Source organism: Streptomyces sp. AcH 505 (genome assembly GCF_000818175.1).
Taxonomy (GTDB): Bacteria; Actinomycetota; Actinomycetes; order Streptomycetales; family Streptomycetaceae; genus Streptomyces.
In genome coordinates this window covers 143,529-167,390 of sequence record NZ_JTIY01000001.1, presented here as the reverse complement: position 1 = coordinate 167,390, position 23,862 = coordinate 143,529, and the positions used below count along the sequence as shown (strand labels likewise).

Below are 23,862 nucleotides of genomic sequence, written 5' to 3'. Positions count from 1 at the left end.
GCGGCTCGGGCGGCGCGGGCCGCTCGGGCACGACCATGTCGCCACGGAAGCTCGGTACCGCCTCCAGCAGGCTCGTCAGCGAGTCGCGCTCACTGGTCTCGTCGGGCTCCGCCGGTACGCCGGGGCGCTCCATGGCCCGATCGAGGCCGCGGTCGAGCGGCCGGTCGCGCGGCAGCCTGGCGATCCGGGGCACGAACGGGAAGCTCGGCTCCTGGCTCGGGGCCGCCAGCGTGTCGTCGGGATCGCCGATCAGCGCGCGCGCCTCGTCGTCGACGGCCTGGACGAGCCGCCTGGGCGGGTCGTACGTCCAGCTCGCCGAGTGCGGTTCACCGGCGACGCGGTAGACCAGCAGCACCTCCCAGGTGCCGTCGTCCCGCCGCCAGGAGTCCCACTGGACGGTCTCCTTCTCGGCGCCGCGCAGGGTGAGCCGCTCCTGCACCGCCTCACCGAGCTGGGGACCCGCGTTCTCGCCGGGCCGCCGGACAGCTGTCTTCCGCGCGCGCTCGGCCATGAAGGCGCGCTCGGCCAGCACGGGGCCCTCGAAGCGCCTGACCCGGTCGACGGGGATGCCGGCGAACTGGGCGACCTCTTCGGCCGATGCTCCGGCCCGTATCCGCGCCTGGATGTCACGGGGCCTGAGGTGGCTCTCCACCTCGATCTCGATCTGACCGAGCCTGGCACGGTCGTTCCGTACGGCTGCCCGCAGCCGCTCGTCGATCGGCAGCGTGTATTCCGTGCTGTCGGCAGCCTTGAGCACCAGTCGTGTGCCGTCGTTCGAGACGGCCACGACACGCAGTTCGGGCATGGGAACCTCCCGGGTGGTGCCTGCCGACGTCACGTGCGTCGCTGCTTCCGCTAGTCGAGTGTGGCCTGCCCGGGTGCAGCCTGCCACAACCTTGCCGTGTTGCCCGGCGTGTCGGGCAGGGGTCCTGGATCGCCGTTATGGCACGGTTACCTGTTTGCGACGCAGAGTGACGGACCGGTCACTCTGTGCAGCAGGCGTCCGTGCGGCGCAACGGCCCCGCCGGATCGAGTGCCACTTCGGCCCCCTTCCGGAGGTCCCGGACACCCGCGAGGGAGTCCGGCCCCAGGGCTCGCCACAGTACTCCATTCGGGCCATCCGGGTGGGCTGACGCGCCGCCCAAGTTCTCCGTGACCACGGGAGTTGAGCCCTTCCCCCGGCCGTCGTCCGGTGTTGCGCTTCACACAATCCGCAGAATCGGAAGGTTTCACTTCGCCCAATTGTCCCTTCCTGATGCAGGGTGGGGCAGATGGGCAAGCAGGGGCTGGAGATGAATCAGCGGCAGGACGGCGGGGCGACGCCGGGCGCGGGCGACGAAGGGGAGCGCGGGGGGCGGCGGCTCGATCTCAGCCTTCCGCAGGTCGCGGGCAGTGCGGTCGCCGCCATCGCGGCTGCGGTGCTCGCCTCCCAGCTCGGCGTGTACGGCACGATCATCGGCGCGGGTGTGGTCAGCGTGATCGCGACGTGCGGGGCCTCCGTCTTCCAGCATCTGTTCCGGCGCACCGGCGAGCAGATACGTGTGGTGACGGTCCAGGCGAAGCCGAAGGGCCGTCAGGTCCCGGTGCGGGACGCGGGCTCGGGCCCCGTCACCCTCGCCGAGGCGCCGGACGGGGAGTTCGGCGAAGCCACCACGCACGGCACCCGGGTACGGGGCTGGAAGCGCCCGGTCATCGCCGCGGCCGTCGTCTTCCTGGTGGCGATGATCGGCATCACCGGCTTCGAACTGGTCTCGGGACAGGACCTCAGCGGCGGCAAGGGCACAACCGTCGGCTCGGTCGTCGGAGGCAGCGGCGGGGGAGGCGGTGGCGGGCAACCGTCCGAGCCGTCCCCTCGGCCCGGTGACACCCAGCGGTCACAAGACCCAGGTCAGGACCCCGGTGGCGCCCCCGGCGACGACGGGACCACTCAGGTCACCCCGTCCCCCGGCGACTCCCCGAGCAGCGGGGACGGCGGGCAGCAGGTCGGACCTTCGCGGAGCCCCGGCACCCCGCAGCCCTCGCCCTCCGACAGCGCGCCCACCCCTTCGGCACCCGCCCCGACGCCTTCGCAGGGCGACGGCGGCGCCGCCACGTCGGAGACCGGTACGGGCACCTCGGGGCAGTGAGGTGCCGTGGGTCCGTCAGTCGCCGAGCACCCGGCGCAGGTAGTCGTTGGCGAACAGCCGGTCGGGATCGAGCCGGTCGCGCAGCGCCGTGAACTCGCCGAAGCGCGGGTACACGCCCGCCAGATACTCCGCGTCCCGGGTGTGGATCTTCCCCCAGTGCGGCCGGCCGCCGTGCGCCGTCATGATCCGCTCCACCGCGGTGAAGTACGCCTGGTGCGGGGTGCCTCGGTAGAGATGCACGGCGATGTAGACGCTCTCCCGGCCCGAGGCCGTCGACAGCGCGATGTCGTCGGCGGGCGCCGTCCGCACCTCCACCGGAAAACTCACCCGCAGCGGTGAACTCTCCACCATCGCCTTGACCTCGCGCAGCGCGTCGGCCGCAGCGGCGCGCGGCAGCGCGTACTCCATCTCCACGAACCGCACCCGGCGCGGTGAGGTGAAGACCTTGTAAGGAATGTCCGTGTACGTACGGGCCGACAGCGCGCGGCTGGAGACCTTCGCGATGGCGGGGATGGTCACCGGCACGGCCCGGCCCAGCGAACACGCGGCCTGGAAGACGCCGTTGGAGAGGAACTCGTCCTCGATCCAGCCGCTGACCCGGCCGGGCGGAGCGGCGGGGCCCGCGCTGCGGTTGTTGCGCTTGGTGTTGCAGTTGCCGGTGTGCGGGAACCAGTAGAACTCGAAGTGCTCGTTCTCGGTGAAGTGCTCGTCGAACTCGGCGGTCACCCGGTCGAAGCTCATCGGCTCCTCACGGGCCGTCAGCAGGAAGACCGGCTCGACGGCGAAGGTGATCGCGGTCACTACACCCAGCGCCCCCAGCCCGATCCTGGCGGCGGCGAAGACCTCCGGGTTCTCGTCGGCGGAGCAGCGCAGCAGCGAGCCGTCGGCGGTGACGAGTTCCAGCGCGCGGATCTGGGCGGCTATCGACGCCGAGTCGCGGCCCGTGCCGTGCGTCCCGGTGGAGGTCGCGCCCGCGACGGTCTGCTCCATGATGTCGCCCATGTTCGTGAGCGACAGGCCCGCGCGGGCCAGCCCCGCGTTCATCCGCTTCATGGGGGTGCCCGCCTCGACGGTGACGGTCCCCGCCGCCCGGTCGACCGAGCGGATGCCGGTCAGCAGGTCGGGCCGTACGAGCACCCCGTCGGTCGCCGCCGCCGAGGTGAACGAGTGGCCCGTACCGACGGCCTTGACCTTGAGCCCGTCCTCCGCCGCCCGGCGGATGACCGCGGCCAGCTCGTCGACGGACCTGGGGGAGACCGTGCGGGCCGGCCGGGCGGTGACGTTCCCCGCCCAGTTACGCCAGGCTCCGCCCCTCGTCGTGGTCGCCGTCCTCGTCGACTGGCTCCAGCTCATCGGCCCCGCTCCCTCGTCGCACAGTTTCCGGCCGTACGGCCGTCGGCACGCGCAGCCGGCGAGCCCCCAGGACCGCCACCACGGCCGCGAGCGCCCCTGCGGCGGCGGGTACCCAGTACCCCGCCTCGGCCCCCGCCGCATCGACCACCCAGCCGCCCGCCGACGAGCCGAGCGCCACCCCGACCAGGAGCCCGGTACTGGTCCAGGTCATTCCCTCGGTCAGTTCGGTACGCGGTACGTGCGCCGCGACGAGGGCCATCGTGGTGACCATCGTCGGTGCGACCAGGAGCCCCGAGACGAAGAGTGCCACGGCCAGGAACGGCAGGCTCCCGGCCAGTTGGAGAGGGATCATACTCACGGCCATCGCACAGACACCCACCAGCCATCTCCGCGACGCCGAGCCGGTGAAGTGCAGCAGCCCGAACACCGCCCCCGCGAGACAGGACCCGAGCGCGTACACGGCGAGCACCAGGCTCGCCCACGACTTGTGGCCCTGCTCCTCGGCGAAGGCGACCGTCACCACGTCGATCGCGCCGAAGATCGCCCCGGTCGCCAGGAAGGTGGTCACCAGCACCCGCAGCCCGGGGGAGCGCAGCGCCGAACGCCCGGTGTGCTCCTCGCGCGGCCGCGGCACGGGCTCGGTGGCGCGCTGCGCCGTCAGCCACAGGACACCGACCGCGAGGATGCAGGCGGCGAGCAGCGGACCCGCCTCGGGGAACCACGCGGTCGACAGACCGATGGAGACGATCGGGCCGACGATGAAGCACATCTCGTCGACGGTCGACTCCCACGCGTACGCGGTGTGCAGCTCGCGCGGTGAGTCCCGGTAGATCTCGGCCCAGCGCGCCCGCACCATCGAGCCCACGCTCGGCACGCTGCCCGCTCCGGCGGCGAAGACGAACAGCGTCCACTCCGGCGCCTCCTGCTGGGCGCAGACCAGCAGTCCGGCGACGGCCGCCACAGCGGCCAGTGCGGCGGGCCGCAGTACCCGCCGCTGGCCGTGCCGGTCGACCAGCCGGGAGATCTGCGGGCCGAGCGCGGCCGAGGACATCGCCAGCGTCGCCGAGAGCGCGCCCGCGAGGCCGTACCTGCCGGTGAGCTGCGAGATCATCGTCACGACGCCGATGCCCATCATGGACAGCGGCAACCTGCCGAGCAGACCGGCCGCGCTGAATCCCTTGGCGCCGGGAGTGGTGAAGATCGCCTGGTACGGACTGGGCAAGGGAACGCTCCGGTAAGGAATGAAGAAGGTCCGTACAGGTTACGAGTGCGGCGGTTGTCCGAGCGGCCAGGGCGGATGGCAGGATCGAAACATGCCCGAAGAGCTTGTGACTTCCCCCTACGACGCCCTGCTCCTGCTGTCCTTCGGCGGCCCCGAAGGCCCGGACGACGTCGTCCCGTTCCTGCGGAACGTGACCCGCGGCCGCGACATCCCCGAGGAACGGCTCAAAGAAGTGGGGAAGCACTACTTCCTGTTCGGCGGGGTCAGCCCGATCAACGAACAGAACCGCACCCTGCTGGCCGCGCTGCGCGCGGACTTCACCGAGCACGGCGTCGAGCTGCCGGTCTACTGGGGCAACCGCAACTGGGCGCCGTACCTGACCGACACCCTGCGGCAGATGGTCGCGGACGGCCGGCGCAGGATCGCGGTCCTCGCCACCAGCGCCTACGCCTCCTACTCCGGCTGCCGGCAGTACCGCGAGAACCTCGCCGACGCCCTCGCCACGCTCGCCGACGAGGGGCTTGAGCTGCCGCGCGTCGACAAACTGCGGCACTACTTCAACCACCCGGGCTTCGTCCGCCCCATGATCGAGGGCGTGCTGGCCTCGCTCGCCGACCTGCCGGAGGACGTACGGGCCGGCGCGCACCTCGCCTTCACCACCCACTCCGTCCCGGAGGCCGCCGCCGACACGTCGGGGCCCGCCGACGCGCACGGCGACGGCGGCGCCTACGTCGCCGAACACCTCGACGTCGCCCGGCTGATCGCCGACACCGTGCGCGAGGAGACCGGCGTCGACCACCCCTGGCAGCTCGTCTACCAGTCGCGCAGCGGCGCCCCGCACATCCCGTGGCTGGAACCCGACATCTGCGACCACCTGGAGAAGCTGCACGGCGAAGGCGTCCCCGCCGTCGTGATGGCCCCCATCGGCTTCGTCTCGGACCATATGGAGGTCCTGTACGACCTGGACACCGAGGCCACGGCCAAGGCCGCCGAACTCGGCCTGCCCGTCCGCCGCTCGGCGACGGTCGGCGCCGACCCGCGCTTCGCCGCCGCCGTACGCGATCTCCTCCTGGAGCGGGCGGCGGCCGAGCGGGGCCGCGACCCCGAGCGCTGCGCGCTGGGCGCCCTCGGCCCGAGCCATGACCTCTGCCCGGTCGGCTGCTGCCCGGCCCGCGCCCCCAGGCCCGCCGCCGCGGGCGCCGACAGCCCGTACGCCTGAAGGAGCCCCTTGTGTCCGACGACGCCTCGACCGACGACTCGCTGACCGCCGAACTGCTCGCCCTCGCCCTGGAGGCCGCGCGGCAGGCCGGCGCGCTGCTGCGGGACGGCCGCCCCGACGATCTCGCCGTCGCCGCCACGAAGTCCAGCCCCATCGATGTCGTCACCGAGATGGACATCGCGGCGGAGAAGCTGATCACGACGTATCTCTCCGAGCACCGCCCGGACGACGGCTTCCTCGGCGAGGAGGGCGCCAGCTCGGCCGGCACCAGCGGCGTGCGCTGGGTGATCGACCCGCTCGACGGCACCGTCAACTATCTGTACGGGCTGCCGACCTGGTCCGTGTCCATCGCCGCCGAACGCGACGGCGAGACGCTGGTCGGTGTGGTGGAGATCCCGCTGCGCCGGGAGACCTTCCAGGCGGTACGGGGCGGCGGCGCCCTCGTCAACGGCCGGAGCGTCACCTGCCGTCCCTCGCCCTCGCTCGACCAGGCGCTGGTCTCCACCGGCTTCAACTACGTCACCACGGTCCGTACCCATCAGGCCGCCGTCGCCCAGCGGCTGATCCCGCGGCTGCGGGACATCCGGCGGGGCGGCTCGGCCGCCGTCGACCTGTGCGACGTGGCGGCGGGCCGGCTCGACGGCTACTTCGAGCGCGGGCTCTTCCCCTGGGACCTCGCGGCGGGCGAGCTGATCGCCAGGGAGGCGGGAGCGCTGACGGGCGGACGCCCCGGCGCGCGGCCCGACCGCGAGCTGACCGTGGCCGCGTCGCCCGGTGTCTTCGGACCCCTCCAGACGCTGCTGGAGGAGTACGGCGCCTGGCACGACTGACCCGACGCCCGGGCGTCCGGACGCCCGCACACGGAAGGGCCCCGGCGCCATCCCCTCGGCGCCGGGGCCCTTACCTGTGTGAACCTCGGGGACCCGCGCGTACCGACGCGGGCCGAACGTATGGGTCAGGACATGTACGGGGTCAGACGCTCGGCGCGCCGACCTCGACACCGTGTTCCGCGGCGAGGCGCCGCAGATCCTCCAGCTCTTCCTGCTCGACGTCCGCGAGGAAGTCGTCGCCCGTCTCACGGGCTCGTGTGAGGTCTGTCTGCGTGGCCCTTATACGCTGCAGCAGCCCTGCGGTGAATGCGTCCATTGCGCCCCCTCGTCGTGGGTCAGTGGCACGGGGGTGTGCCGACGTCATCGGTTCAGTGGCACGGGGGTGTGCCGACGGCGGTTCGATCTCGCACCCGTCTGTCTCTGGGGGACGGACCGGGCTATGACATGCCACGTACAGGGCGCGATCTCAGGTGTGAACTCGTCATCCCCAGCCCCGGCCGGGCAGAAACCTCAACTTCTCGAATAATCCTGTCTATTCCCGGTTGTGCCTGGTCGTCCGGCATCGTCTTACCGCCGGTTTATGGCCTTACCAGGCAGGATGGGGCAGCACCAGCCGTGGATGCGGCCCGGTAAGGACCGGTACAGAAGGCTTCGAGGAAGGAACAACGACGTGCGCGTACTCGTCGTCGAGGACGAGCAGCTGCTCGCCGATGCGGTGGCCACCGGACTGCGCCGGGAGGCCATGGCCGTCGACGTCGTGTACGACGGCTCGGCCGCCCTGGAGCGGATCGGCGTCAACGACTACGACGTGGTGGTGCTCGACCGTGACCTTCCGCTGGTCCACGGTGACGACGTGTGCCGCAGGATCGTCGAGCTGGGGCTGCCCACCCGGGTGCTGATGCTCACCGCCTCCGGCGATGTCAGCGACCGGGTCGAGGGCCTTGAGCTGGGCGCCGACGACTACCTCCCCAAGCCCTTCGCCTTCACCGAGCTGACCGCGCGGGTCCGCGCGCTCGGCCGCCGTACGACGGTGCCCCTGCCGCCCGTGCTCGAACGGTCCGGGATCAAGCTCGACCCCAACCGCCGCGAGGTCTTCAGGGACGGCAAGGAGATCCAGCTCGCGCCGAAGGAGTTCGCGGTCCTGGACGTCCTGATGCGCAGCGAGGGCACGGTGGTCTCGGCCGAGCAGCTGCTGGAGAAGGCGTGGGACGAGAACACCGACCCGTTCACCAATGTCGTGCGGGTCACCGTGATGACCCTGCGCCGCAAGCTCGGTGAGCCCCCGGTGATCGTGACCGTGCCCGGCTCCGGCTACCGGATCTGATGCCGATGGCCGCCACCCCGGCGCCGCCCACGACGCCACCGAAACCGACCTGGGACCCCAGACGCCAGGAGCAGCTGCTTCCCTGGGTCCGCCCGACCATCCGGATACGGCTGACGCTGCTGTACGGCGGGATGTTCCTGATCGCCGGCATCCTGCTGCTGTCGATCATCTACATGCTGGCGGCGCAGGCGCTGCACGTGGGCAGCGAGCTGCCGTTCAAGATCGTCTCGGGCAGGGTCAGCAGCCAGGTCTGCAACTTCCCCGCCAACGCCGATCCGGACACGTTCAACTCGCTGATGAACAGCTGCGTCAACCACCAGCGCCAGCAGGCGCTGGAGGACCTGCTGACCCGCTCGCTCTTCGCCCTGGTCGGCCTCAGCATCATCGCCTTCGCCTTCGGCTACGCGATGGCGGGACGGGTGCTCTCGCCGCTCGGCCGGATCACCCGTACCGCCCGCCGGGTGGTCGGCTCCGACCTGGCGCGCCGGATCGAGCTGGACGGCCCGGACGACGAGCTGAAGGAGCTGGCCGACACCTTCGACGAGATGCTGGAGCGCCTTGAGCGCGCCTTCACGGCGCAGCAGCGGTTCGTCGCCAACGCCTCGCACGAGCTGCGCACGCCGCTGGCGATCAACCGCACGCTGCTGGAGGTCCATCTCTCCGACCCGGGCGCCCCGGCCGAGCTGCAGCAGCTCGGCAAGACCCTGCTGGCCACCAACGAGCGCAGCGAGCAGCTGGTCGAGGGGCTGCTGCTGCTCGCCCGCAGCGACAACCAGCTCGTGGACCGAAAACCGGTGGACCTCGCGGAGGTCGCCACCCGGGCCGTGGACCAGGCGCTGGCCGAGGCCGAGCAGAAGGGGGTGGAGATCCGCACCGCCTGTGTGCCGGCCGTGGTGCAGGGCAACGGCGTGCTGCTGGAGCGGATCGCGCTGAACCTCGTACAGAACGCCGTCCGTTACAACATCGCGGAGGGCGGCTGGGTGGAGGTCGGCACGGAGCTGCAGCAGGGTCAGGCGATCCTGCTGGTGTCGAACACGGGTCCCGTCGTTCCCGCGTACGAGATCGACAATCTCTTCGAGCCGTTCCGGCGGCTGCGCACCGAGCGCACCGGCAGTGACAAGGGGGTGGGTCTCGGCCTGTCGATCGCGCGCTCCGTCGCCAGGGCGCACGGCGGCCGTATCATCGCGGAACCCCGGGAGGGCGGCGGGCTCGTGATGCGCGTCACGCTGCCTGTCTGAAGCCGGGCCTCATGATGACGGACCTGAGCCATCTTTGTTCGCTTTGCGCGGAATTTTCTGGACACTTTCCTGTTGTGTCCATGTGTGATCGATCGCACGGTCGATTTCACGCCTATCTACGCTCCGTGATCAAGCCACCGCCGGAAAGCCAGTAAAGTCCGGGTTTCCAGAGGCCAGGATTACGGGAAGTACACGGGGTGGCGCCCGTGAAGTACGACATTCGGACCGTGTACGGTCCCCTTCGCCACCTGAAGCCGATCACTCGTGAGGGGTGCGGTTGGGTGTCGATTGAGTAACAGACCTTGATGTGAGGCAAAATCTCCGCCTCAGGTCGGGCACAAGTCCGGCCTCTCACGCGTTACGTGCGCTGGAGACACCACAGAAACCCAGAGGGGGAGAGCGACATGGCAACGGACTACGACACCCCACGCAAGACCGATGACGACGTCGATCAGGACAGCCTTGAGGAACTGAAGGCCCGTCGGAACGACAAGTCGACGTCAGCGGTTGACGTCGACGAGTTCGAGCAGGCGGAAGGCCTTGAGCTGCCCGGCGCGGATCTCTCCAACGAGGAGCTGTCCGTCCGGGTGCTGCCCAGGCAGGCCGACGAGTTCACCTGCATGAGCTGCTTCCTGGTGCATCACCGGTCCCAGCTGTCGAGGGAAAAGAACGGTCAGCCGATCTGCCGCGACTGCGACTGAGGTCGAGGCAGCCGTGGCAGACGACGCACCGTCCAGGAAACGACGCTTCCGGCGTAACAGTGCACCGGAGGCGTACCAGGGCGGCACAGGCCCGGCAGAAGGCACTGAGCCCTCTGCTGAGCACGCCGCTCTCCTGCACAGTCCCGGCGCACGTGACGACGAGCGAGGCCTGCCGGCCTCGCTCGGAGCAGACCAGGAAGACCACGACGACCCCGTGACCAAGGGCCGTCGCCTGGGTGCCGTCAAACGGGGAGTACGGAAAGGCGGCGCGAGCGCCAAGGCGGGGCTCGGCTTCGTCGCCGACCGGATCATCGACATCGCCCCGCGCGTGCCCGTGCGCGATCTGGCGACCCTGCGCGGGCAGTTCCCCGGCCTCGGGCCCGAGGAGCTGGCCGACAAGCTCGTCGCGGGCGCCGCCAACAGCACCTCGACCGTGGGCGCGGGCATCGGCGCCGCCGCGATGCTGCCCGTACCGCCGGCGATGCCGGCCGAGCTGGCCGCCGAGATCACGGCGGTCGCCGCGATCGAGCTGAAGCTGATCGCCGAGCTGCACGAGGTCTACGGACAGCGGCCGCCCGGCAATCTGCGCGAGCGCGGCACGGCCTATCTGACGTCCTGGACCGAGGAGCGCGGGGTCGACGTCACCAAGCCCGCCGCCTCCATCAACTCGGCCCTCAGCAACCGGATGAAGCGCGAACTGCGCCAGCAGATCATGAAGCGCACCGTCCGCAGCCTGCCGAACCTGGTCCCGTTCATGATCGGGGCCGCCGTCGGCGCCATGATGAACCGCCGCGACACCAAACACGTCGCCGAGCGCATCCGCGACGACCTGCGGACCAGGCAGGTCGCCTGGGACGCGCTGCCCGCCCTGCCCCCGCTGGAGCAGCCCAAGGAGCTGCCGCCCGAGTTCCCCAAGGAGCTGGGGAGCTAGGGCCTGTCGTCCGGCCCTGACGGCGCCGGCTCGTACGTACCGGAGTCAGCTCGCGCGCACCGCGTCGAGCGCCGAGGCGAGCGCCTGCGGGTCGCGGGTCGACAGATACAGGTACGGCGTCGGATCGTCCGGGTCGACGACCGGCACCCGCAGCGCCGTCGGGACGTAGCTGCGCAGCAGCATGAACGCACGCGGGTCGGCCTTGTGCAGCCGCCAGGCCCGCGCCTCCTCGCCGTCCAGCACCTCGGCCTCGCCGAGCGCCGAGACCGGGATCCTGGCGTCGCCCGCCACCAGCGAATCGGCCACCACCCGGATCCGCGCCGAGCCGTACGCGCTGACGCCGCCCGCCGCCAGCGCGCCCGCGCCCACCAGCCCGCCGAGCATCGGCAGCGGCCCCAGCGGCAGCAGGATCAGCGCGCCCGCCACCCCCACGAGGGCGGCGATGCCCCACCAGGAGGCCGGTGCGGTCAGACGTTCGTCGTAGCGTGCGGCGGAGTGCTCCATGGACCAAGCTTGGCACGGTGCGCCCGGCGGGCCGCCGCGCGGGTAAGGTCTGCGCCTGTGAGTAACGCGCCATCACCGGGAACACCCGCGGGCACCTCCGGGGGTTCCCCGGCCCTGACACCTCCGGCCGACGCCACGGCCCCGGTGCGGCATCCCGACGCCCCGGCTCCCGGAGAGCTGCTCGGCTCGCACTACCAGCACTGTTTCGGCTGCGGCGACCAGCAGCCGCACGGACTGCACCTCCAGGCGCGGGCCGGCGAAGGCGTCAGCCTCACCGCCGAGTTCACCGTCGGCGCGGCCCACCAGGGTGCGCCGGGGCTCGCCCACGGCGGGGTGCTGGCCACCGCGCTCGACGAGACGCTCGGCGCCCTCGGCTGGCTGCTGCGGGTGGTGGCGGTGACCGGGAAGCTGCAGACCGAGTACCTGCGTCCGGTGCCGGTCGGCACGGTGCTGTTCCTGGAGGCCGAGGTCACCGCCGTGCACGGCCGGAAGATCTACTCGACGGCCACCGGCCGGATCGGCGGCCCCGACGGGCGGGTGGCGGTCCGCGCCGACGCCCTGTTCGTCGAGGTCAAGGTCGATCACTTCGTCTCACACGGCCGCCAGGAGGAGATCCGGGCAGCCATGGCCGACCCCGACCAGATCAAGCGCGCACGTGCCTTCGAGGTGAACCCATGAGCCGTCCCCCTGTCGATGTGCTGATCCGCAGGACCGATCCGCAGGTGCCGCTCCCCGCTTACGGGCACCCCGGCGACGCCGGGGCGGATCTGGTCACCACCGAGGCCGCCGAGCTGGCGCCCGGTGAGCGTGCCGTGCTCCCGACGGGCGTGTCGATCGCGCTGCCGGACGGCTACGCGGCCTTCGTGCACCCGCGTTCCGGGCTCGCCGCCCGGTGCGGTGTCGCCCTCGTGAATGCCCCGGGGACGGTGGATGCCGGGTACCGTGGAGAGATCAAGGTGATCGTGGTGAATCTGGACCCGCGCGAGAGCGTGCGGTTCGAACGGTTCGACCGGATTGCCCAACTCGTCGTCCAGCAGGTCGAGAAGGTGCGCTTCCACGAGGTGGCGGAGCTTCCCGGTTCCGCGCGGGCCGAGGGGGGCTTCGGGTCCACCGGCGGCCATGCCGCCGTGGACGGCGCACAGGGTGGGAATCGATACGCTTCGGTCGTATCCGACCGGGAAGGACAGTGACGTGTTCGGACGTCGCAAGAAGAGTGGTTCCGCAGAGGACGCGACGGACGCGGCCGGCGAGGCAGGGCAGGACGTCGAGTCGTACGACGCCGCTGACGCCGACGCAGGCGCTGCCGACGCCGAGCCCGCGAGCCGCCGGGTGAACCTTCCTCCGGCCCCGCGGCCCGACGGTCCCTGGGACATCTCCGAGGTCAGCAAGGCCGACGACGGCCGGGTCGACCTGGGCGGCATCTTCGTGCCCGGAGTCGAAGGCATGGAGCTGCGGGTCGAGGTCGCCGGTGACGCGATCGTGGCCGCCACGGTCGTGGTGCGCGACAGCGCCGTACAGCTCCAGGCGTTCGCGGCGCCCAAGAAGGAAGGCATCTGGGGCGAGGTCCGCGAGGAGATCGCCACCGGCATCACCCAGCAGGGCGGCATCATCGACGAGGTCGAGGGCCCGCTGGGCTGGGAGCTGCGCGCGCAGGTCCCCGTACAGCTGCCCGACGGCACCGGAGGCGTCCAGCTGGTGCGCTTCATCGGGGTCGACGGCCCCCGCTGGTTCCTGCGCGGCGTGATCTCCGGGCAGGGCGCCGTGCAGCCCGAGGCCGCGGGCCTGCTGGAGAGCGTCTTCCGGGACACCGTGGTGGTACGTGGCGACGGACCGATGGCGCCCCGTGACCCGATCGTCCTGAAGCTCCCCAACGACGCGCAGATGGTGCCCGAGGGCGTCCAGCAGGACGAGCAGGAGGGCTCCCGGTTCTCCGGCGGCATGGGCTCGCTCCAGCGCGGCCCCGAGATCACCGAAGTGCGCTGACGAAGGGCCCGTCGGACGACGGGCGGAACACAGCTGAGAGCAGTGGGTCGTACCCCGGCACCCGGGGTGCGGCCCACTGGCGTTTCCCCTGGTCACGGCCGCTGACATATGGAGTGCGTCAAGCCGGTGCCCGTGGCCGTATGGGACACGTCAACGCGAGCGGAATCGGGCGGACGAGGAGGTTTCCTCAAGAAGTCAGATTCCGCCTCATCTCAGCTAGGAGCAGACCGATGGCCGACGTGGCCTTCGTCCTCACCACGATCGCGGTGTTCGCGCTGGTGGCTCTCATCGCCAAGGGGGTGGCGAAACTGTGAGCGCCGAGACAATCGTCGGCCTCGTCGTCGCCGTCGCCCTCCTGGTGTATCTCGTCCTCGCCCTCGTCCGTCCTGAGAGGTTCTGAGTGATGAGTCCCGTACTCGCCGGGGTGCTCCAGATGATCGCCCTGATCGTGGTACTCGGTCTGGTGTACCGCCCGCTGGGCGACTACATGGCACGGGTGTACAACTCGCCGAAGCATCTGCGCGTCGAGAAGTGGATCTACAAGGCCATCGGCGCCAACCCGGCCACCGAGATGCGCTGGCCCGCCTACCTGCGCGGCCTACTCGCCTTCTCGCTCATCAGCGTGCTCTTCCTGTACCTGATGCAGCGCGTCCAGGGGAGCCTGCCCGGCTCGCTGGGCTTCTCGTCGATCGACCCCGACCAGGCCTTCAACACGGCGGCGTCCTTCGTCTCCAACACCAACTGGCAGTCGTACTACGGCGAACAGGCCATGGGCCACGTCGTACAGACCGGCGGCCTCGCCGTCCAGAACTTCCTCTCGGCCGCTGTCGGCATGGCCGTCGCCGTCGCCCTCATCCGGGGCTTCGTCCGCTCCCGTACCGGTGAACTGGGCAACTTCTGGGCGGACATGGTGCGCGGCACCGTCCGCATCCTGATCCCGATCGCGTTCATCGGCGCCGTCGTGCTGGTCGCCTGCGGCGCCGTCCAGAACTTCTCCGGGATCCACGAGGTCGGCCAGTTCGCCGGCGGCTCGCAGCAGTGGAACGGCGGCGCGGTCGCCTCCCAGGAGGCCATCAAGGAGCTGGGCACCAACGGCGGCGGTTACTTCAACGCCAACTCGGCCCACCCGTTCGAGAACCCGAGCGGGATCTCGAACCTCCTGGAGATCTTCCTGATCCTGGTCATCCCCTTCGCCCTGACCCGCACCTTCGGCACGATGGTCGGCTCGGTCAAGCAGGGATACGCGATCCTCGCCGCGATGGTGACGATCTGGATCGGTTTCACCGCCCTGATGATGTGGACCGAGTTCCACCACGGCGCGCTCGCCTTCAACATCGCGGGCGGTGCCATGGAGGGCAAGGAGACCCGCTTCGGGGTCGGCGGCTCGTCGCTCTTCGCGACGACCACCACGCTCACGTCGACGGGCGCCGTCAACTCGTTCCACTCGTCCTTCACCGGATTCGGCGGCGGAATCACCCTGCTGGGCATGATGCTGGGCGAAGTGGCGCCGGGCGGTGTCGGCTCCGGGCTCTACGGCATGCTGATCCTCGCGATCGTCGCTGTCTTCATCGCGGGCCTGATGGTCGGCCGTACGCCCGAGTACCTGGGCAAGAAGATCGGCACCCGCGAGATCAAGTTCGCCGCGCTCTACATCATGATCACGCCGGCCCTCGCGCTCGGCTTCACCGCCGCGTCCATGGCGATGACCACGCCGAAGAACTCGATGCTCAACAGCGGCGCGCACGGCTTCTCCGAAGTCCTGTACGCCTTCACGTCCGGTGCCAACAACAACGGCTCGGCCTTCGCCGGACTCAGCTCCGACACCCAGTGGTACAACACCACGATCGGGCTGGCGATGCTGCTCGGCCGGTTCCTGCCGATGGTCTTCATCCTGGCGCTGGCCGGCTCGCTCGGTGAGCAGAAGAAGATCCCGGCGTCGCTGGGCACGCTGCGCACCCACAAGCCGCTGTTCGCGGGGCTGCTCGTCGCCACCGTCATCGTCGTCAGCGGTCTGACCTACTTCCCCGCGCTCGCGCTGGGACCGCTGGCCGAGGGGCTGGCGTCATGACCACTCGTCTGAAGCAAGAGGACTCGATGTCCACGTCCACTCCGACCCGTGCGCCGCACAGCGACGTACCAGCGGGCCACAACAGCCAGGGCAACCGCGTCGGCAGCGGCATGTTCGACCCCAAACAGCTGCTGACGTCGTTCCCGCAGGCCGTGCTCAAGCTCGACCCGCGCGTCATGTGGAAATCGCCCGTCATGTTCGTGGTCCTCGTCGGATCCGTCCTGACGACCGTGTTCGCCTTCAAGGACCCGGGCAACTGGTTCGGCTGGACCATCGCCGGCTGGCTGTGGCTCACCACGATCTTCGCCAACCTGGCGGAGGCGGTGGCCGAAGGACGCGGCAAGGCGCAGGCGGACACGCTGCGCAAGGCCAAGACCGACACCGTCGCCCGGCGGCTGAACGGCACGGCCGAGGAGCGGGTGCCCGGCACCGAACTGCGCATCGGCGACCTGGTCGTCTGCGAGGCGGGCGACACCATCCCCGGCGACGGTGACGTGGTCGAAGGCGTCGCGTCCGTCGACGAGTCGGCCATCACCGGTGAGTCCGCCCCCGTCATCCGCGAGTCGGGCGGTGACCGCTCGGCCGTCACCGGCGGTACGAAGGTCCTCTCCGACCGGGTCGTCGTCAAGATCACGACCAAGCCCGGCGAGACCTTCATCGACCGGATGATCAAGCTGGTCGAAGGCGCCGCACGGCAGAAGACGCCCAACGAGATCGCGCTGAACATCCTGCTCGCCTCGCTGACCATCGTCTTCCTGCTCGCCGTGGTCACCCTCCAGCCGTTCGCCATCTACGCGGGATCGCGGCAGACGACGATCGTGCTGGTCGCCCTGCTGGTCTGTCTGATCCCGACCACCATCGGCGCGCTGCTCTCCGCGATCGGCATCGCGGGCATGGACCGACTCGTCCAGCGCAACGTGCTGGCGATGTCGGGACGGGCCGTCGAGGCGGCGGGCGACGTGTCGACGCTGCTGCTCGACAAGACCGGCACCATCACCCTCGGCAACCGCCAGGCGTCCGAGTTCGTGCCCGTCCACGGGGTGCGCGAGGACGAACTCGCCGACGCCGCCCAGCTCTCCTCGCTGGCCGACGAGACCCCCGAAGGCCGGTCCGTCGTCGTCCTCGCCAAGGAGCGGTACGGGCTGCGCGAGCGCACCCGGGGCGAGCTGACCGGGGCCGACTGGATCGCCTTCACCGCCCAGACCCGGATGTCGGGCGTCGACCTCGAAGAGGAAGGCGTACGGCGCAAGGTCCGCAAGGGCGCGAGCGGCTCGGTCGTGGCCTGGGTCCAGGAGCGCGGCGGCCAGGTGCCCGACGAGGTGCGGATGCTGACCGAGACCATCTCCCAGGCCGGCGGCACCCCGCTGCTGGTCGCCGTCGAGGACGGCACGGGAGCCAGGGTCCTCGGTGTCGTCCACCTCAAGGACGTCGTCAAGGAAGGCATGCGGGAGCGGTTCGACGAGCTGCGCAGGATGGGCATCAAGACGGTCATGATCACGGGTGACAACCCGCTGACCGCCAAGGCCATCGCGGACGAGGCGGGCGTGGACGACTTCCTCGCCGAGGCCACGCCCGAGGACAAGATGGCGCTCATCAGGCGTGAGCAGAGCGGCGGCAAGCTCGTCGCGATGACGGGTGACGGGACGAACGACGCGCCCGCGCTCGCCCAGGCCGACGTCGGCGTGGCCATGAACACCGGTACCTCGGCAGCCAAGGAGGCCGGGAACATGGTGGACCTGGACTCCAACCCGACCAAGCTGATCGAGATCGTCGAGATCGGCAAGCAGCTGCTCATCACCCGCGGTGCGCTGACCACGTTCTCGATCGCCAACGACGTCGCGAAGTACTTCGCGATCCTCCCGGCGATGTTCACGGTCGCCTACCCGGGCCTCGACAAGCTCAACGTCATGGACCTGTCGTCGCCCGAGTCCGCGATCCTGTCGGCGGTCATCTTCAACGCGCTGGTCATCGTCGCGCTCGTACCGCTCGCCCTGCGGGGTGTGCGCTACCGGCCGACGACCGCCGACAAGATGCTGCGCAGGAACCTCGCGATCTACGGCCTCGGCGGCCTGATCTCGCCGTTCATCGGCATCAAGATCATCGACCTGATCATCTCTCTCATCCCCGGCATCGGGTGAACGGCATGAGCATGAACAATTCGGCAGGCAGCGCGCTCCGGCTCGGCTGGGCCGGGCTACGCGCCCTCATCGTCCTGAGCGTCCTGTGCGGCGTGATCTACCCGCTGGCGGTGCTGGGGATCGGCCAGGCCGCCTTCCACGACAAGGCGAACGGCTCCGAGATCAAGGAGAACGGCAAGGTCGTCGGGTCGTCCCTCATCGGGCAGCGCTACGACCTGCCGCTGAAGAAGGGCCAGGAGACCCCGGCACCCGACCTCACGTGGTTCCAGCCGCGCCCGTCGAACGGTCTCGGCGAGAACAGCGTCAACACGCGGTACACGCTGATCCTCTCCGGCGCCACCAACCTGGCGGGCGACAGCAAGGACCTGATCAAGCAGGTCACCGACGCCAAGGCCGCCGTGATCAAGGACAACTCGACCCCGGGCTACACGGTCAAGCCGTCCGCGGTGCCGGCCGACGCCGTCACCTCGTCCGGATCGGGACTCGACCCGTCCATCTCCCCGCAGTACGCGCAGCTCCAGGCGCACCGCGTGGCGGAGAAGAACCACCTCACCCTCGCGCAGGTGGAGAAGCTGATCGACAAGAACACCGTCGGACGCACCCTCGGTTTCATCGGGGAGCCCCAGGTGAACGTCCTGAAGCTGAACATCGCACTGAGGGAGCTGGCGGGCTGACGCACGGCAGATGGTGATCGACGGCCATTGCTCTCACTCATGGGCTCCGCACATACTGGCGCCCATGAGTGAGAGCATCGGCGTCCGTGGCGCGGCGGCCACCCTGGCGGAAGAGGCCGGCGGCCCCATGGTGCGGGTCGAGGACGTGCACCGCTCGTACGGGGCCGGCGCCTCCGCCGTACACGCCCTGCGCGGTGTCTCCTTCGACATCCCGCGCGGCGAACTCGTCGCCCTGAAGGGCCGGTCGGGCTCCGGCAAGACGACCCTGCTCAATCTGGTCGGCGGCCTCGACACCCCGGGCCGGGGACGGATCACCGTCGACGGCACCGAGCTGTCCACGCTCGGCGAGGACGGGCTGCTCGCGCTGCGCAGGGACCGGGTCGGTTTCATCTTCCAGTCCTTCGGACTCATCCCGATCCTGACCGCCGCCGAGAACGTCGGCGTGCCGATGCGGCTGCGCAGGACGAACGCCCGGGAGCGCGACGAGCGGGTGGCGCTGCTGCTCGCCCTGGTCGGTCTCGCCGACCACACCGCCCAGCGGCCCGGCGAGCTGTCCGGCGGCCAGCAGCAGCGGGTGGCCATCGCCCGCGCCCTCGCCAACCGGCCCGCCCTGCTGATCGCCGACGAGCCCACCGGGCAGCTCGACGCGGAGACCGGGCTCGACGTGATGGAGCTGCTGCGCGCCGTCGTACGCAGCGAGGGCCTCACCGCGCTCGTCGCCACCCACGACACACAGCTCCTCGGCCTCGCCGACCGGGTGCTGGAACTCAGCGACGGCCACATCGTCGAACACGCCTAGGCCGGGCACTCCCTGGCGCCGGTCGTCCGGATCGGGCACAACCGCCGGTCACGGTGGATTCCGGCGCATCAGGGTCGCGTCAAGACCCACTCCGGAGCAGACCGCATGCCCCAAATGTCCCTATCGGTGGCTGTAGCTTCGAGAGAGCCGCCCGCCCGACGCGGACGGCTCTTCCGGAAGACAATGGGGCCATGGGACGCGGCAAGCTTCGGATCTACCTGGGTGCGGCGCCGGGCGTCGGCAAGACCTACGCGATGCTCTCCGAGGCGCATCGCCGGGTGGAGCGCGGCACCGACTGCGTCGTCGCCTTCGTCGAGCACCACGACCGGCCGCGCACCGAGGTCATGCTGCGCGGCCTCGAAGAGGTGAGCCGCCGCGAGATCGAGTACCGCGGCACCGTGTTCACCGAGATGGACGTCGACGCCGTACTGGAACGCCGGCCGGCCGTCGCCCTCGTGGACGAGCTGGCGCACACCAACGTCCCGGGCTCCCGCAACCACAAGCGCTGGCAGGACATCGAAGAGCTCCTCCAGGCCGGCATCAACGTGGTCTCCAACCTGAACATCCAGCACCTGGAGTCCCTCGGCGACGTCGTCGAGTCCATCACCGGGGTGCGGCAGCGCGAGACCGTCCCCGACGAGGTCGTCCGCAGGGCCGACCAGATAGAGCTTGTCGACATGTCGCCCCAGGCGCTGCGCCGCCGGATGGCGCACGGCAACATCTACAAGCCGGAGAAGCTGGACGCGGCGCTGTCCAACTACTTCAGACCCGGCAACCTGACCGCCCTGCGCGAGCTGGCCCTGCTGTGGGTGGCCGACCGCGTGGACGAATACCTCCAGCAGTACCGCGGCGAGCACAACATCCGCTCCACCTGGCAGGCCCGCGAGCGGATCGTCGTCGGCCTCACCGGCGGCCCCGAGGGCCGTACGCTGATCCGCCGCGCCGCCCGGATGGCGGCCAAGGGCTCCGGCAGCGAGATCCTCGCCGTCTACATCGCCCGCAGCGACGGGCTCACCTCGGCCTCGCCCAAGGAACTGGCGCTCCAGCGCACCCTCGTCGAAGACCTCGGCGGCACCTTCCACCACGTCATAGGCGAGGACGTGCCCTCGGCGCTCCTCGAATTCGCCCGCGGCGTGAACGGCACCCAGATCGTCCTCGGATCGAGCCGCCGCAAGACCTGGCAGTACATCTTCGGACCCGGTGTCGGCGCGACGGTCGCCCGCGATTCGGGCACCGACCTCGACGTCCACATCGTCACCCACAGCGAGGTCGCCAAGGGGCGCGGACTGCCGGTGGCGCGCGGCGCGCGGTTCGGCCGCTCCCGGATCATCTGGGGCTGGCTCGCCGGGGTCGTGGCGCCCGTCCTGCTCTCGCTGCTGCTCTCCTCGCTGGCCGACCCCCTCGGGCTCGCCAACGACGTCCTGCTGTTCCTCTTCCTGACCGTGCTGTCCGCGCTGTTCGGCGGACTGAAACCGGCGCTCGCCTCGGCCGCCGTCAGCTCACTGCTGCTGAACTTCTACTACACGCCACCGACCCACACCCTGGACATCGCCGAGCCGAAGAACATCGTCGCGCTCGTGGTCTTCTTCGCCGTCGCCGTGGCCGTCGCCTCCGTGGTGGACCTGGCGGCCCGCAGAACCCACCAGGCGGCCCGGCTGCGCGCCGAGTCGGAGATCCTGTCCTTCCTCGCCGGGAGCGTGCTGCGCGGCGAGACGACCCTCGACGCCCTCCTCGAACGCGTACGCGAGACCTTCGCCATGGACTCGGTGGCCCTGCTGGAGCGCTCCAGCGACGTCGACCCCTGGACCTGCGCGGGCAGTGTCGGCCCCAAGCCCGCGACCCGCCCCGACGACGCCGACGTGGACATGCCCGTGGGCGACCACATGGCGCTGGCCCTGTCCGGCCGGATGCTGCCCGCCGAGGACCGCAGGGTGCTCGCCGCCTTCGCCGCGCAGGCCGCCGTCGTCCTCGACAGGCAGCGCCTCGTCGGCGAGGCCGAGCAGGCGCGCGAGCTGGCCGAGGGCAACCGCATCCGCACCGCACTGCTCGCCGCCGTCAGCCACGACCTGCGCACCCCGCTCGCCGGGATCAAGGCCGCCGTCTCCTCGCTGCGCTCCGACGACGTCGAGTGGTCCGAGGAGGACAGCGCCGAACTGCTCGCCGGCATCGAGAACGGCGCCGACCGGCTCGACCACCTGGTGGGCAACCTGCTCGACATGTCCCGGCTGCAGACCGGCACCGTCACCCCGCTGATCCGCGAGATCGACCTCGACGAGGTGGTTCCGATGGCGCTCGGCGGCGTACCGGAGGACAGCGTGGAGCTGGACATCCCCGAGTCGCTGCCCATGGTGGCCGTCGATCCGGGACTGCTGGAGCGCGCCGTCGCCAATATCGTCGAGAACGCCGTCAAGTACAGCCCCGACGCGCAGCCGGTCACCGTGGCGGCCAGCGCGCTCGGCGCCCGGGTCGAGGTACGGGTCACCGACAGCGGCCCCGGCGTGCCCGACGAGGCCAAGGACCGGATATTCGAACCGTTCCAGCGCCACGGCGACGCACCGCGCGGCGCCGGCGTCGGCCTCGGACTCGCGGTCGCCCGCGGCTTCGTCGAGGCGATGGGCGGCACCCTCGCCGCCGAGGACACCCCCGGCGGCGGTATGACCATGGTCCTCACACTCAGAGCGGCGACCGGCCTGCTGCCGGCCCGCCCCGAACTCTCCTCCCGGGTCATCTCGTGACCGGGACGGCGGAAAGGCAGACCCCCATGACCCGGGTGCTCGTGGTCGACGACGAGCCGCAGATCGTACGTGCCCTCGTGATCAACCTGAAGGCGCGCAAGTACGAGGTGGACGCGGCATCCGACGGCGCCTCGGCGCTGGAACTCGCCGCCGCCCGCCATCCCGACGTCGTGGTGCTCGACCTCGGCCTGCCCGACATGGACGGCGTCGAGGTGATCAGGGGACTGCGCGGCTGGACCCGGGTGCCGATCCTGGTGCTCTCCGCCCGGCACACCTCGGACGAGAAGGTCGAGGCGCTGGACGCGGGCGCCGACGACTACGTCACCAAGCCCTTCGGCATGGACGAGCTGCTGGCCCGGCTGCGCGCGGCCGTCCGGCGCACCGAGCCGGTCGGCGGGGAAGGCGACGACGGGGTCGCCGTCGTCGAGACGGAGGGCTTCACCGTCGACCTGGCGGCCAAGAAGGTGCACAGGGACGGCCGCGACGTACGGCTCACGCCGACCGAATGGCACCTGCTGGAGGTGCTCGTCCGCAACACCGGCAGGCTCGTCAGCCAGAAACAGCTCCTCCAGGAGGTCTGGGGCCCCTCCTACGGCACGGAGACCAACTATCTGCGGGTCTACATGGCACAGCTGCGCCGCAAGCTGGAGGCGGACCCCTCGCACCCCCGGCACTTCGTCACCGAGCCGGGTATGGGTTACCGCTTCGAGCACTGATTCGACAGCGCTCCGATCCCGGTACCCTTGGCGCATGAGTGCTGACAAGCCGAGCGGCCGATTCCGCCGGATGCTCGACCGGCTGTCCAGCTCCCAGGAGGATCTGGAGTCCGAGGAGCTGCGGGAAGACGCACACGCGTCCGGGTGCACCCGGATCTCCGAGTGCAACGACCGCCAGATCGTCCGGGTGACTGGTACGTTGCGGACGGTCACCTTGCGTCCGCGGGCCGGTGTGCCGGCTCTGGAGGCGGAGCTGTTCGACGGCACCGCACCGCTGGACGTGGTGTGGCTGGGCCGGCGCTCCATCGTGGGGATCGAGCCGGGCCGCAAGCTGATCGCCTCCGGCCGGATCTCCGTGAGCCACGGCCGCCGGGTGCTGTTCAATCCCAAATACGAGCTCCGACCGCTCGGACAGGAGTAGCCGGTGACGTCAGTCGACAAGTCAGCCGCCTCGACCGCTTCTCAGACCTCGCCCGCCACGGGGGACCCCCAGGGCTCCGAGGACCCCAGGACCACGGAGGAGCAGGACGCGCGGGCCGTTACCGAGGCCGCCCTTTTCGAGGCGTTCGGCGGACTGCGCGGGATGGTGGAGACGGTCCTGCCGGGACTGCTCTTCGTCACGATCTTCACCATCAACAAGAACCTGTACGCCTCGGCGATCGCCGCGCTGGCCATCTCGGTGGTGCTCGTCGCCGTCCGGCTGATCCGCCGCGACACCGTCAAGCACGCCTTCAGCGGTGTCTTCGGGGTGGCCTTCGGTGTCGTCTTCGCGATGATGACCGGCAACGCCAAGGACTTCTACCTGCCGGGGATGATCTACACGCTCGGCCTCGCCGTCGCGTACATCGTCACGACGGTCGCCGGGGTGCCGCTGATCGGTCTGATCCTCGGGCCCGTCTTCAAGGAGAACCTCTCCTGGCGCACCCGCAACCCCGGCCGCAAGAAGGCCTACGCCAAGTCCAGCTGGGCGTGGGGACTGATCCTGCTCGCCAAGTGCGCGATCCTCTTCCCGCTCTACTGGTGGGCCGACACCACGTCGCTCGGCTGGATCCTGATCTCGCTCAAGATCCCGCCCTTCCTGCTCGCGGTCTATCTGACCTGGGTCTTCCTGGCGAAGGCGCCGCCGCCCATCGACGTGTTCGCCGAGATGGAGGCCGAGGAGCAGGCCGAGAAGGAGCGCAAGGCAGCGGCTTCGGCGGCCTCGGCCGAGGGGACTGCGGCCGACCGGCCGGCGCCACGCAGCCACCGCCGCGAGGCGTGACGCACGCGTCGTAGACATGGGTGGGGCCCCGCACCGGCCG

25 protein-coding genes are annotated in these 23,862 nt (G+C 70.5%); 20 read left to right on the top strand and 5 right to left on the bottom strand.

Going from position 1 to position 23,862, the window contains the following annotated elements:
* Window positions 1-805, bottom strand: an 805-nt coding sequence (gene sepH / locus HY68_RS00680) for a septation protein SepH (RefSeq protein ID WP_041983349.1), incomplete at its 3' end; no start/stop codon positions are given.
* A gap of 466 nt (window positions 806-1,271) precedes the next feature.
* Between sepH and HY68_RS00675 the strand changes: the two genes are divergently transcribed.
* On the top strand, window positions 1,272-2,126 hold the full coding sequence (locus HY68_RS00675; protein ID WP_052456974.1) for a hypothetical protein: 855 nt from the start codon (window positions 1,272-1,274) through the stop codon (window positions 2,124-2,126).
* 15 nt (window positions 2,127-2,141) lie between these two features.
* On the opposite strand, the gene HY68_RS00670 is transcribed toward HY68_RS00675, so the two are convergent.
* Both HY68_RS00670 and HY68_RS00665 read right to left on the bottom strand, forming a co-directional pair.
* Window positions 2,142-3,479 (bottom strand): D-arabinono-1,4-lactone oxidase, encoded by a 1,338-nt coding sequence (locus tag HY68_RS00670; protein WP_041983347.1) that lies wholly within the window; start codon window positions 3,477-3,479, stop codon window positions 2,142-2,144.
* On the bottom strand, window positions 3,421-4,701 hold the full coding sequence (locus tag HY68_RS00665) for an MFS transporter (RefSeq protein WP_041983345.1): 1,281 nt from the start codon (window positions 4,699-4,701) through the stop codon (window positions 3,421-3,423). The genes HY68_RS00670 and HY68_RS00665 overlap by 59 nt, the downstream gene beginning before the upstream one ends.
* A gap of 91 nt (window positions 4,702-4,792) precedes the next feature.
* Here HY68_RS00665 and HY68_RS00660 point away from each other — a divergent pair, with 91 nt between their 5' ends.
* Both HY68_RS00660 and HY68_RS00655 read left to right on the top strand, forming a co-directional pair.
* Window positions 4,793-5,920, top strand: a complete 1,128-nt coding sequence (locus HY68_RS00660; RefSeq protein WP_041983343.1) for a ferrochelatase — start codon at window positions 4,793-4,795, stop codon at window positions 5,918-5,920.
* Window positions 5,921-5,931: 11 nt separating this feature from the next.
* The gene (locus HY68_RS00655) at window positions 5,932-6,750 is read left to right on the top strand and encodes an inositol monophosphatase family protein (RefSeq protein ID WP_241778443.1); all 819 of its coding nucleotides are present in this window, start codon (window positions 5,932-5,934) and stop codon (window positions 6,748-6,750) included.
* Window positions 6,751-6,892: 142 nt separating this feature from the next.
* On the opposite strand, the gene HY68_RS43360 is transcribed toward HY68_RS00655, so the two are convergent.
* Complete coding sequence (locus tag HY68_RS43360) at window positions 6,893-7,066, bottom strand: hypothetical protein (RefSeq protein WP_198533181.1); 174 nt, start codon at window positions 7,064-7,066, stop codon at window positions 6,893-6,895.
* Window positions 7,067-7,420: 354 nt separating this feature from the next.
* Between HY68_RS43360 and HY68_RS00650 the strand changes: the two genes are divergently transcribed.
* From HY68_RS00650 to HY68_RS00635, 4 genes are all read left to right on the top strand, one after another.
* Complete coding sequence (locus HY68_RS00650; RefSeq protein WP_041983338.1) at window positions 7,421-8,074, top strand: response regulator transcription factor; 654 nt, start codon at window positions 7,421-7,423, stop codon at window positions 8,072-8,074.
* Window positions 8,075-8,079: 5 nt separating this feature from the next.
* On the top strand, window positions 8,080-9,312 hold the full coding sequence (locus HY68_RS00645; RefSeq protein ID WP_041994920.1) for a HAMP domain-containing sensor histidine kinase: 1,233 nt from the start codon (window positions 8,080-8,082) through the stop codon (window positions 9,310-9,312).
* A 404-nt stretch (window positions 9,313-9,716) separates the two neighbouring features.
* Window positions 9,717-10,013 (top strand): DUF4193 domain-containing protein, encoded by a 297-nt coding sequence (locus HY68_RS00640; RefSeq protein ID WP_030902691.1) that lies wholly within the window; start codon window positions 9,717-9,719, stop codon window positions 10,011-10,013.
* A gap of 13 nt (window positions 10,014-10,026) precedes the next feature.
* Window positions 10,027-10,944 (top strand): hypothetical protein, encoded by a 918-nt coding sequence (locus tag HY68_RS00635; protein ID WP_041983335.1) that lies wholly within the window; start codon window positions 10,027-10,029, stop codon window positions 10,942-10,944.
* A 45-nt stretch (window positions 10,945-10,989) separates the two neighbouring features.
* Here the strand turns inward: HY68_RS00635 and HY68_RS00630 are convergent, their stop codons facing one another.
* Complete coding sequence (locus HY68_RS00630; protein ID WP_041983331.1) at window positions 10,990-11,448, bottom strand: DUF3093 domain-containing protein; 459 nt, start codon at window positions 11,446-11,448, stop codon at window positions 10,990-10,992.
* A 57-nt stretch (window positions 11,449-11,505) separates the two neighbouring features.
* Here HY68_RS00630 and HY68_RS00625 point away from each other — a divergent pair, with 57 nt between their 5' ends.
* The 13 genes from HY68_RS00625 (at window position 11,506) to HY68_RS00570 (ending at window position 23,822) form a co-directional block, all read left to right on the top strand.
* The gene (locus HY68_RS00625; protein ID WP_078863366.1) at window positions 11,506-12,126 is read left to right on the top strand and encodes a PaaI family thioesterase; all 621 of its coding nucleotides are present in this window, start codon (window positions 11,506-11,508) and stop codon (window positions 12,124-12,126) included.
* Window positions 12,123-12,638, top strand: coding sequence for a dUTP diphosphatase (gene dut, locus HY68_RS00620; RefSeq protein WP_041983325.1), 516 nt, complete (start codon window positions 12,123-12,125; stop codon window positions 12,636-12,638). Before HY68_RS00625 ends, dut begins: the two co-directional genes overlap by 4 nt.
* Before the next feature lies 1 nt (window position 12,639).
* A complete protein-coding gene (locus HY68_RS00615) occupies window positions 12,640-13,431 on the top strand; it encodes a DUF3710 domain-containing protein (protein WP_041983322.1) in 792 nt (263 codons plus the stop codon).
* 140 nt (window positions 13,432-13,571) lie between these two features.
* The gene (locus HY68_RS42500) at window positions 13,572-13,745 is read left to right on the top strand and encodes a hypothetical protein (protein WP_157874250.1); all 174 of its coding nucleotides are present in this window, start codon (window positions 13,572-13,574) and stop codon (window positions 13,743-13,745) included.
* On the top strand, window positions 13,742-13,831 hold the full coding sequence (kdpF, locus tag HY68_RS39975; RefSeq protein WP_041983318.1) for a K(+)-transporting ATPase subunit F: 90 nt from the start codon (window positions 13,742-13,744) through the stop codon (window positions 13,829-13,831). Before HY68_RS42500 ends, kdpF begins: the two co-directional genes overlap by 4 nt.
* A gap of 3 nt (window positions 13,832-13,834) precedes the next feature.
* Window positions 13,835-15,499, top strand: coding sequence for a potassium-transporting ATPase subunit KdpA (gene kdpA / locus HY68_RS00605; protein WP_041994919.1), 1,665 nt, complete (start codon window positions 13,835-13,837; stop codon window positions 15,497-15,499).
* The gene (kdpB, locus tag HY68_RS00600) at window positions 15,496-17,637 is read left to right on the top strand and encodes a potassium-transporting ATPase subunit KdpB (protein ID WP_078863365.1); all 2,142 of its coding nucleotides are present in this window, start codon (window positions 15,496-15,498) and stop codon (window positions 17,635-17,637) included. The genes kdpA and kdpB overlap by 4 nt, the downstream gene beginning before the upstream one ends.
* 11 nt (window positions 17,638-17,648) lie before the next feature.
* Entirely contained in the window at window positions 17,649-18,311 is a 663-nt protein-coding gene (locus tag HY68_RS00595; RefSeq protein ID WP_078863364.1) for a potassium-transporting ATPase subunit C, read from the top strand.
* A 127-nt stretch (window positions 18,312-18,438) separates the two neighbouring features.
* Window positions 18,439-19,110: an ABC transporter ATP-binding protein gene (locus HY68_RS00590; RefSeq protein WP_241778718.1), complete on the top strand. Its 672-nt coding sequence runs from the start codon at window positions 18,439-18,441 to the stop codon at window positions 19,108-19,110.
* Window positions 19,111-19,301: 191 nt separating this feature from the next.
* On the top strand, window positions 19,302-21,845 hold the full coding sequence (locus HY68_RS00585; protein ID WP_041983312.1) for an ATP-binding protein: 2,544 nt from the start codon (window positions 19,302-19,304) through the stop codon (window positions 21,843-21,845).
* A 26-nt stretch (window positions 21,846-21,871) separates the two neighbouring features.
* Window positions 21,872-22,561: a response regulator gene (locus HY68_RS00580; protein WP_041983309.1), complete on the top strand. Its 690-nt coding sequence runs from the start codon at window positions 21,872-21,874 to the stop codon at window positions 22,559-22,561.
* 34 nt (window positions 22,562-22,595) lie between these two features.
* Complete coding sequence (locus HY68_RS00575) at window positions 22,596-22,982, top strand: OB-fold nucleic acid binding domain-containing protein (RefSeq protein WP_078863363.1); 387 nt, start codon at window positions 22,596-22,598, stop codon at window positions 22,980-22,982.
* 3 nt (window positions 22,983-22,985) lie between these two features.
* Window positions 22,986-23,822: a DUF3159 domain-containing protein gene (locus tag HY68_RS00570; RefSeq protein WP_041983305.1), complete on the top strand. Its 837-nt coding sequence runs from the start codon at window positions 22,986-22,988 to the stop codon at window positions 23,820-23,822.
* Window positions 23,823-23,862 lie beyond the last annotated feature (40 nt).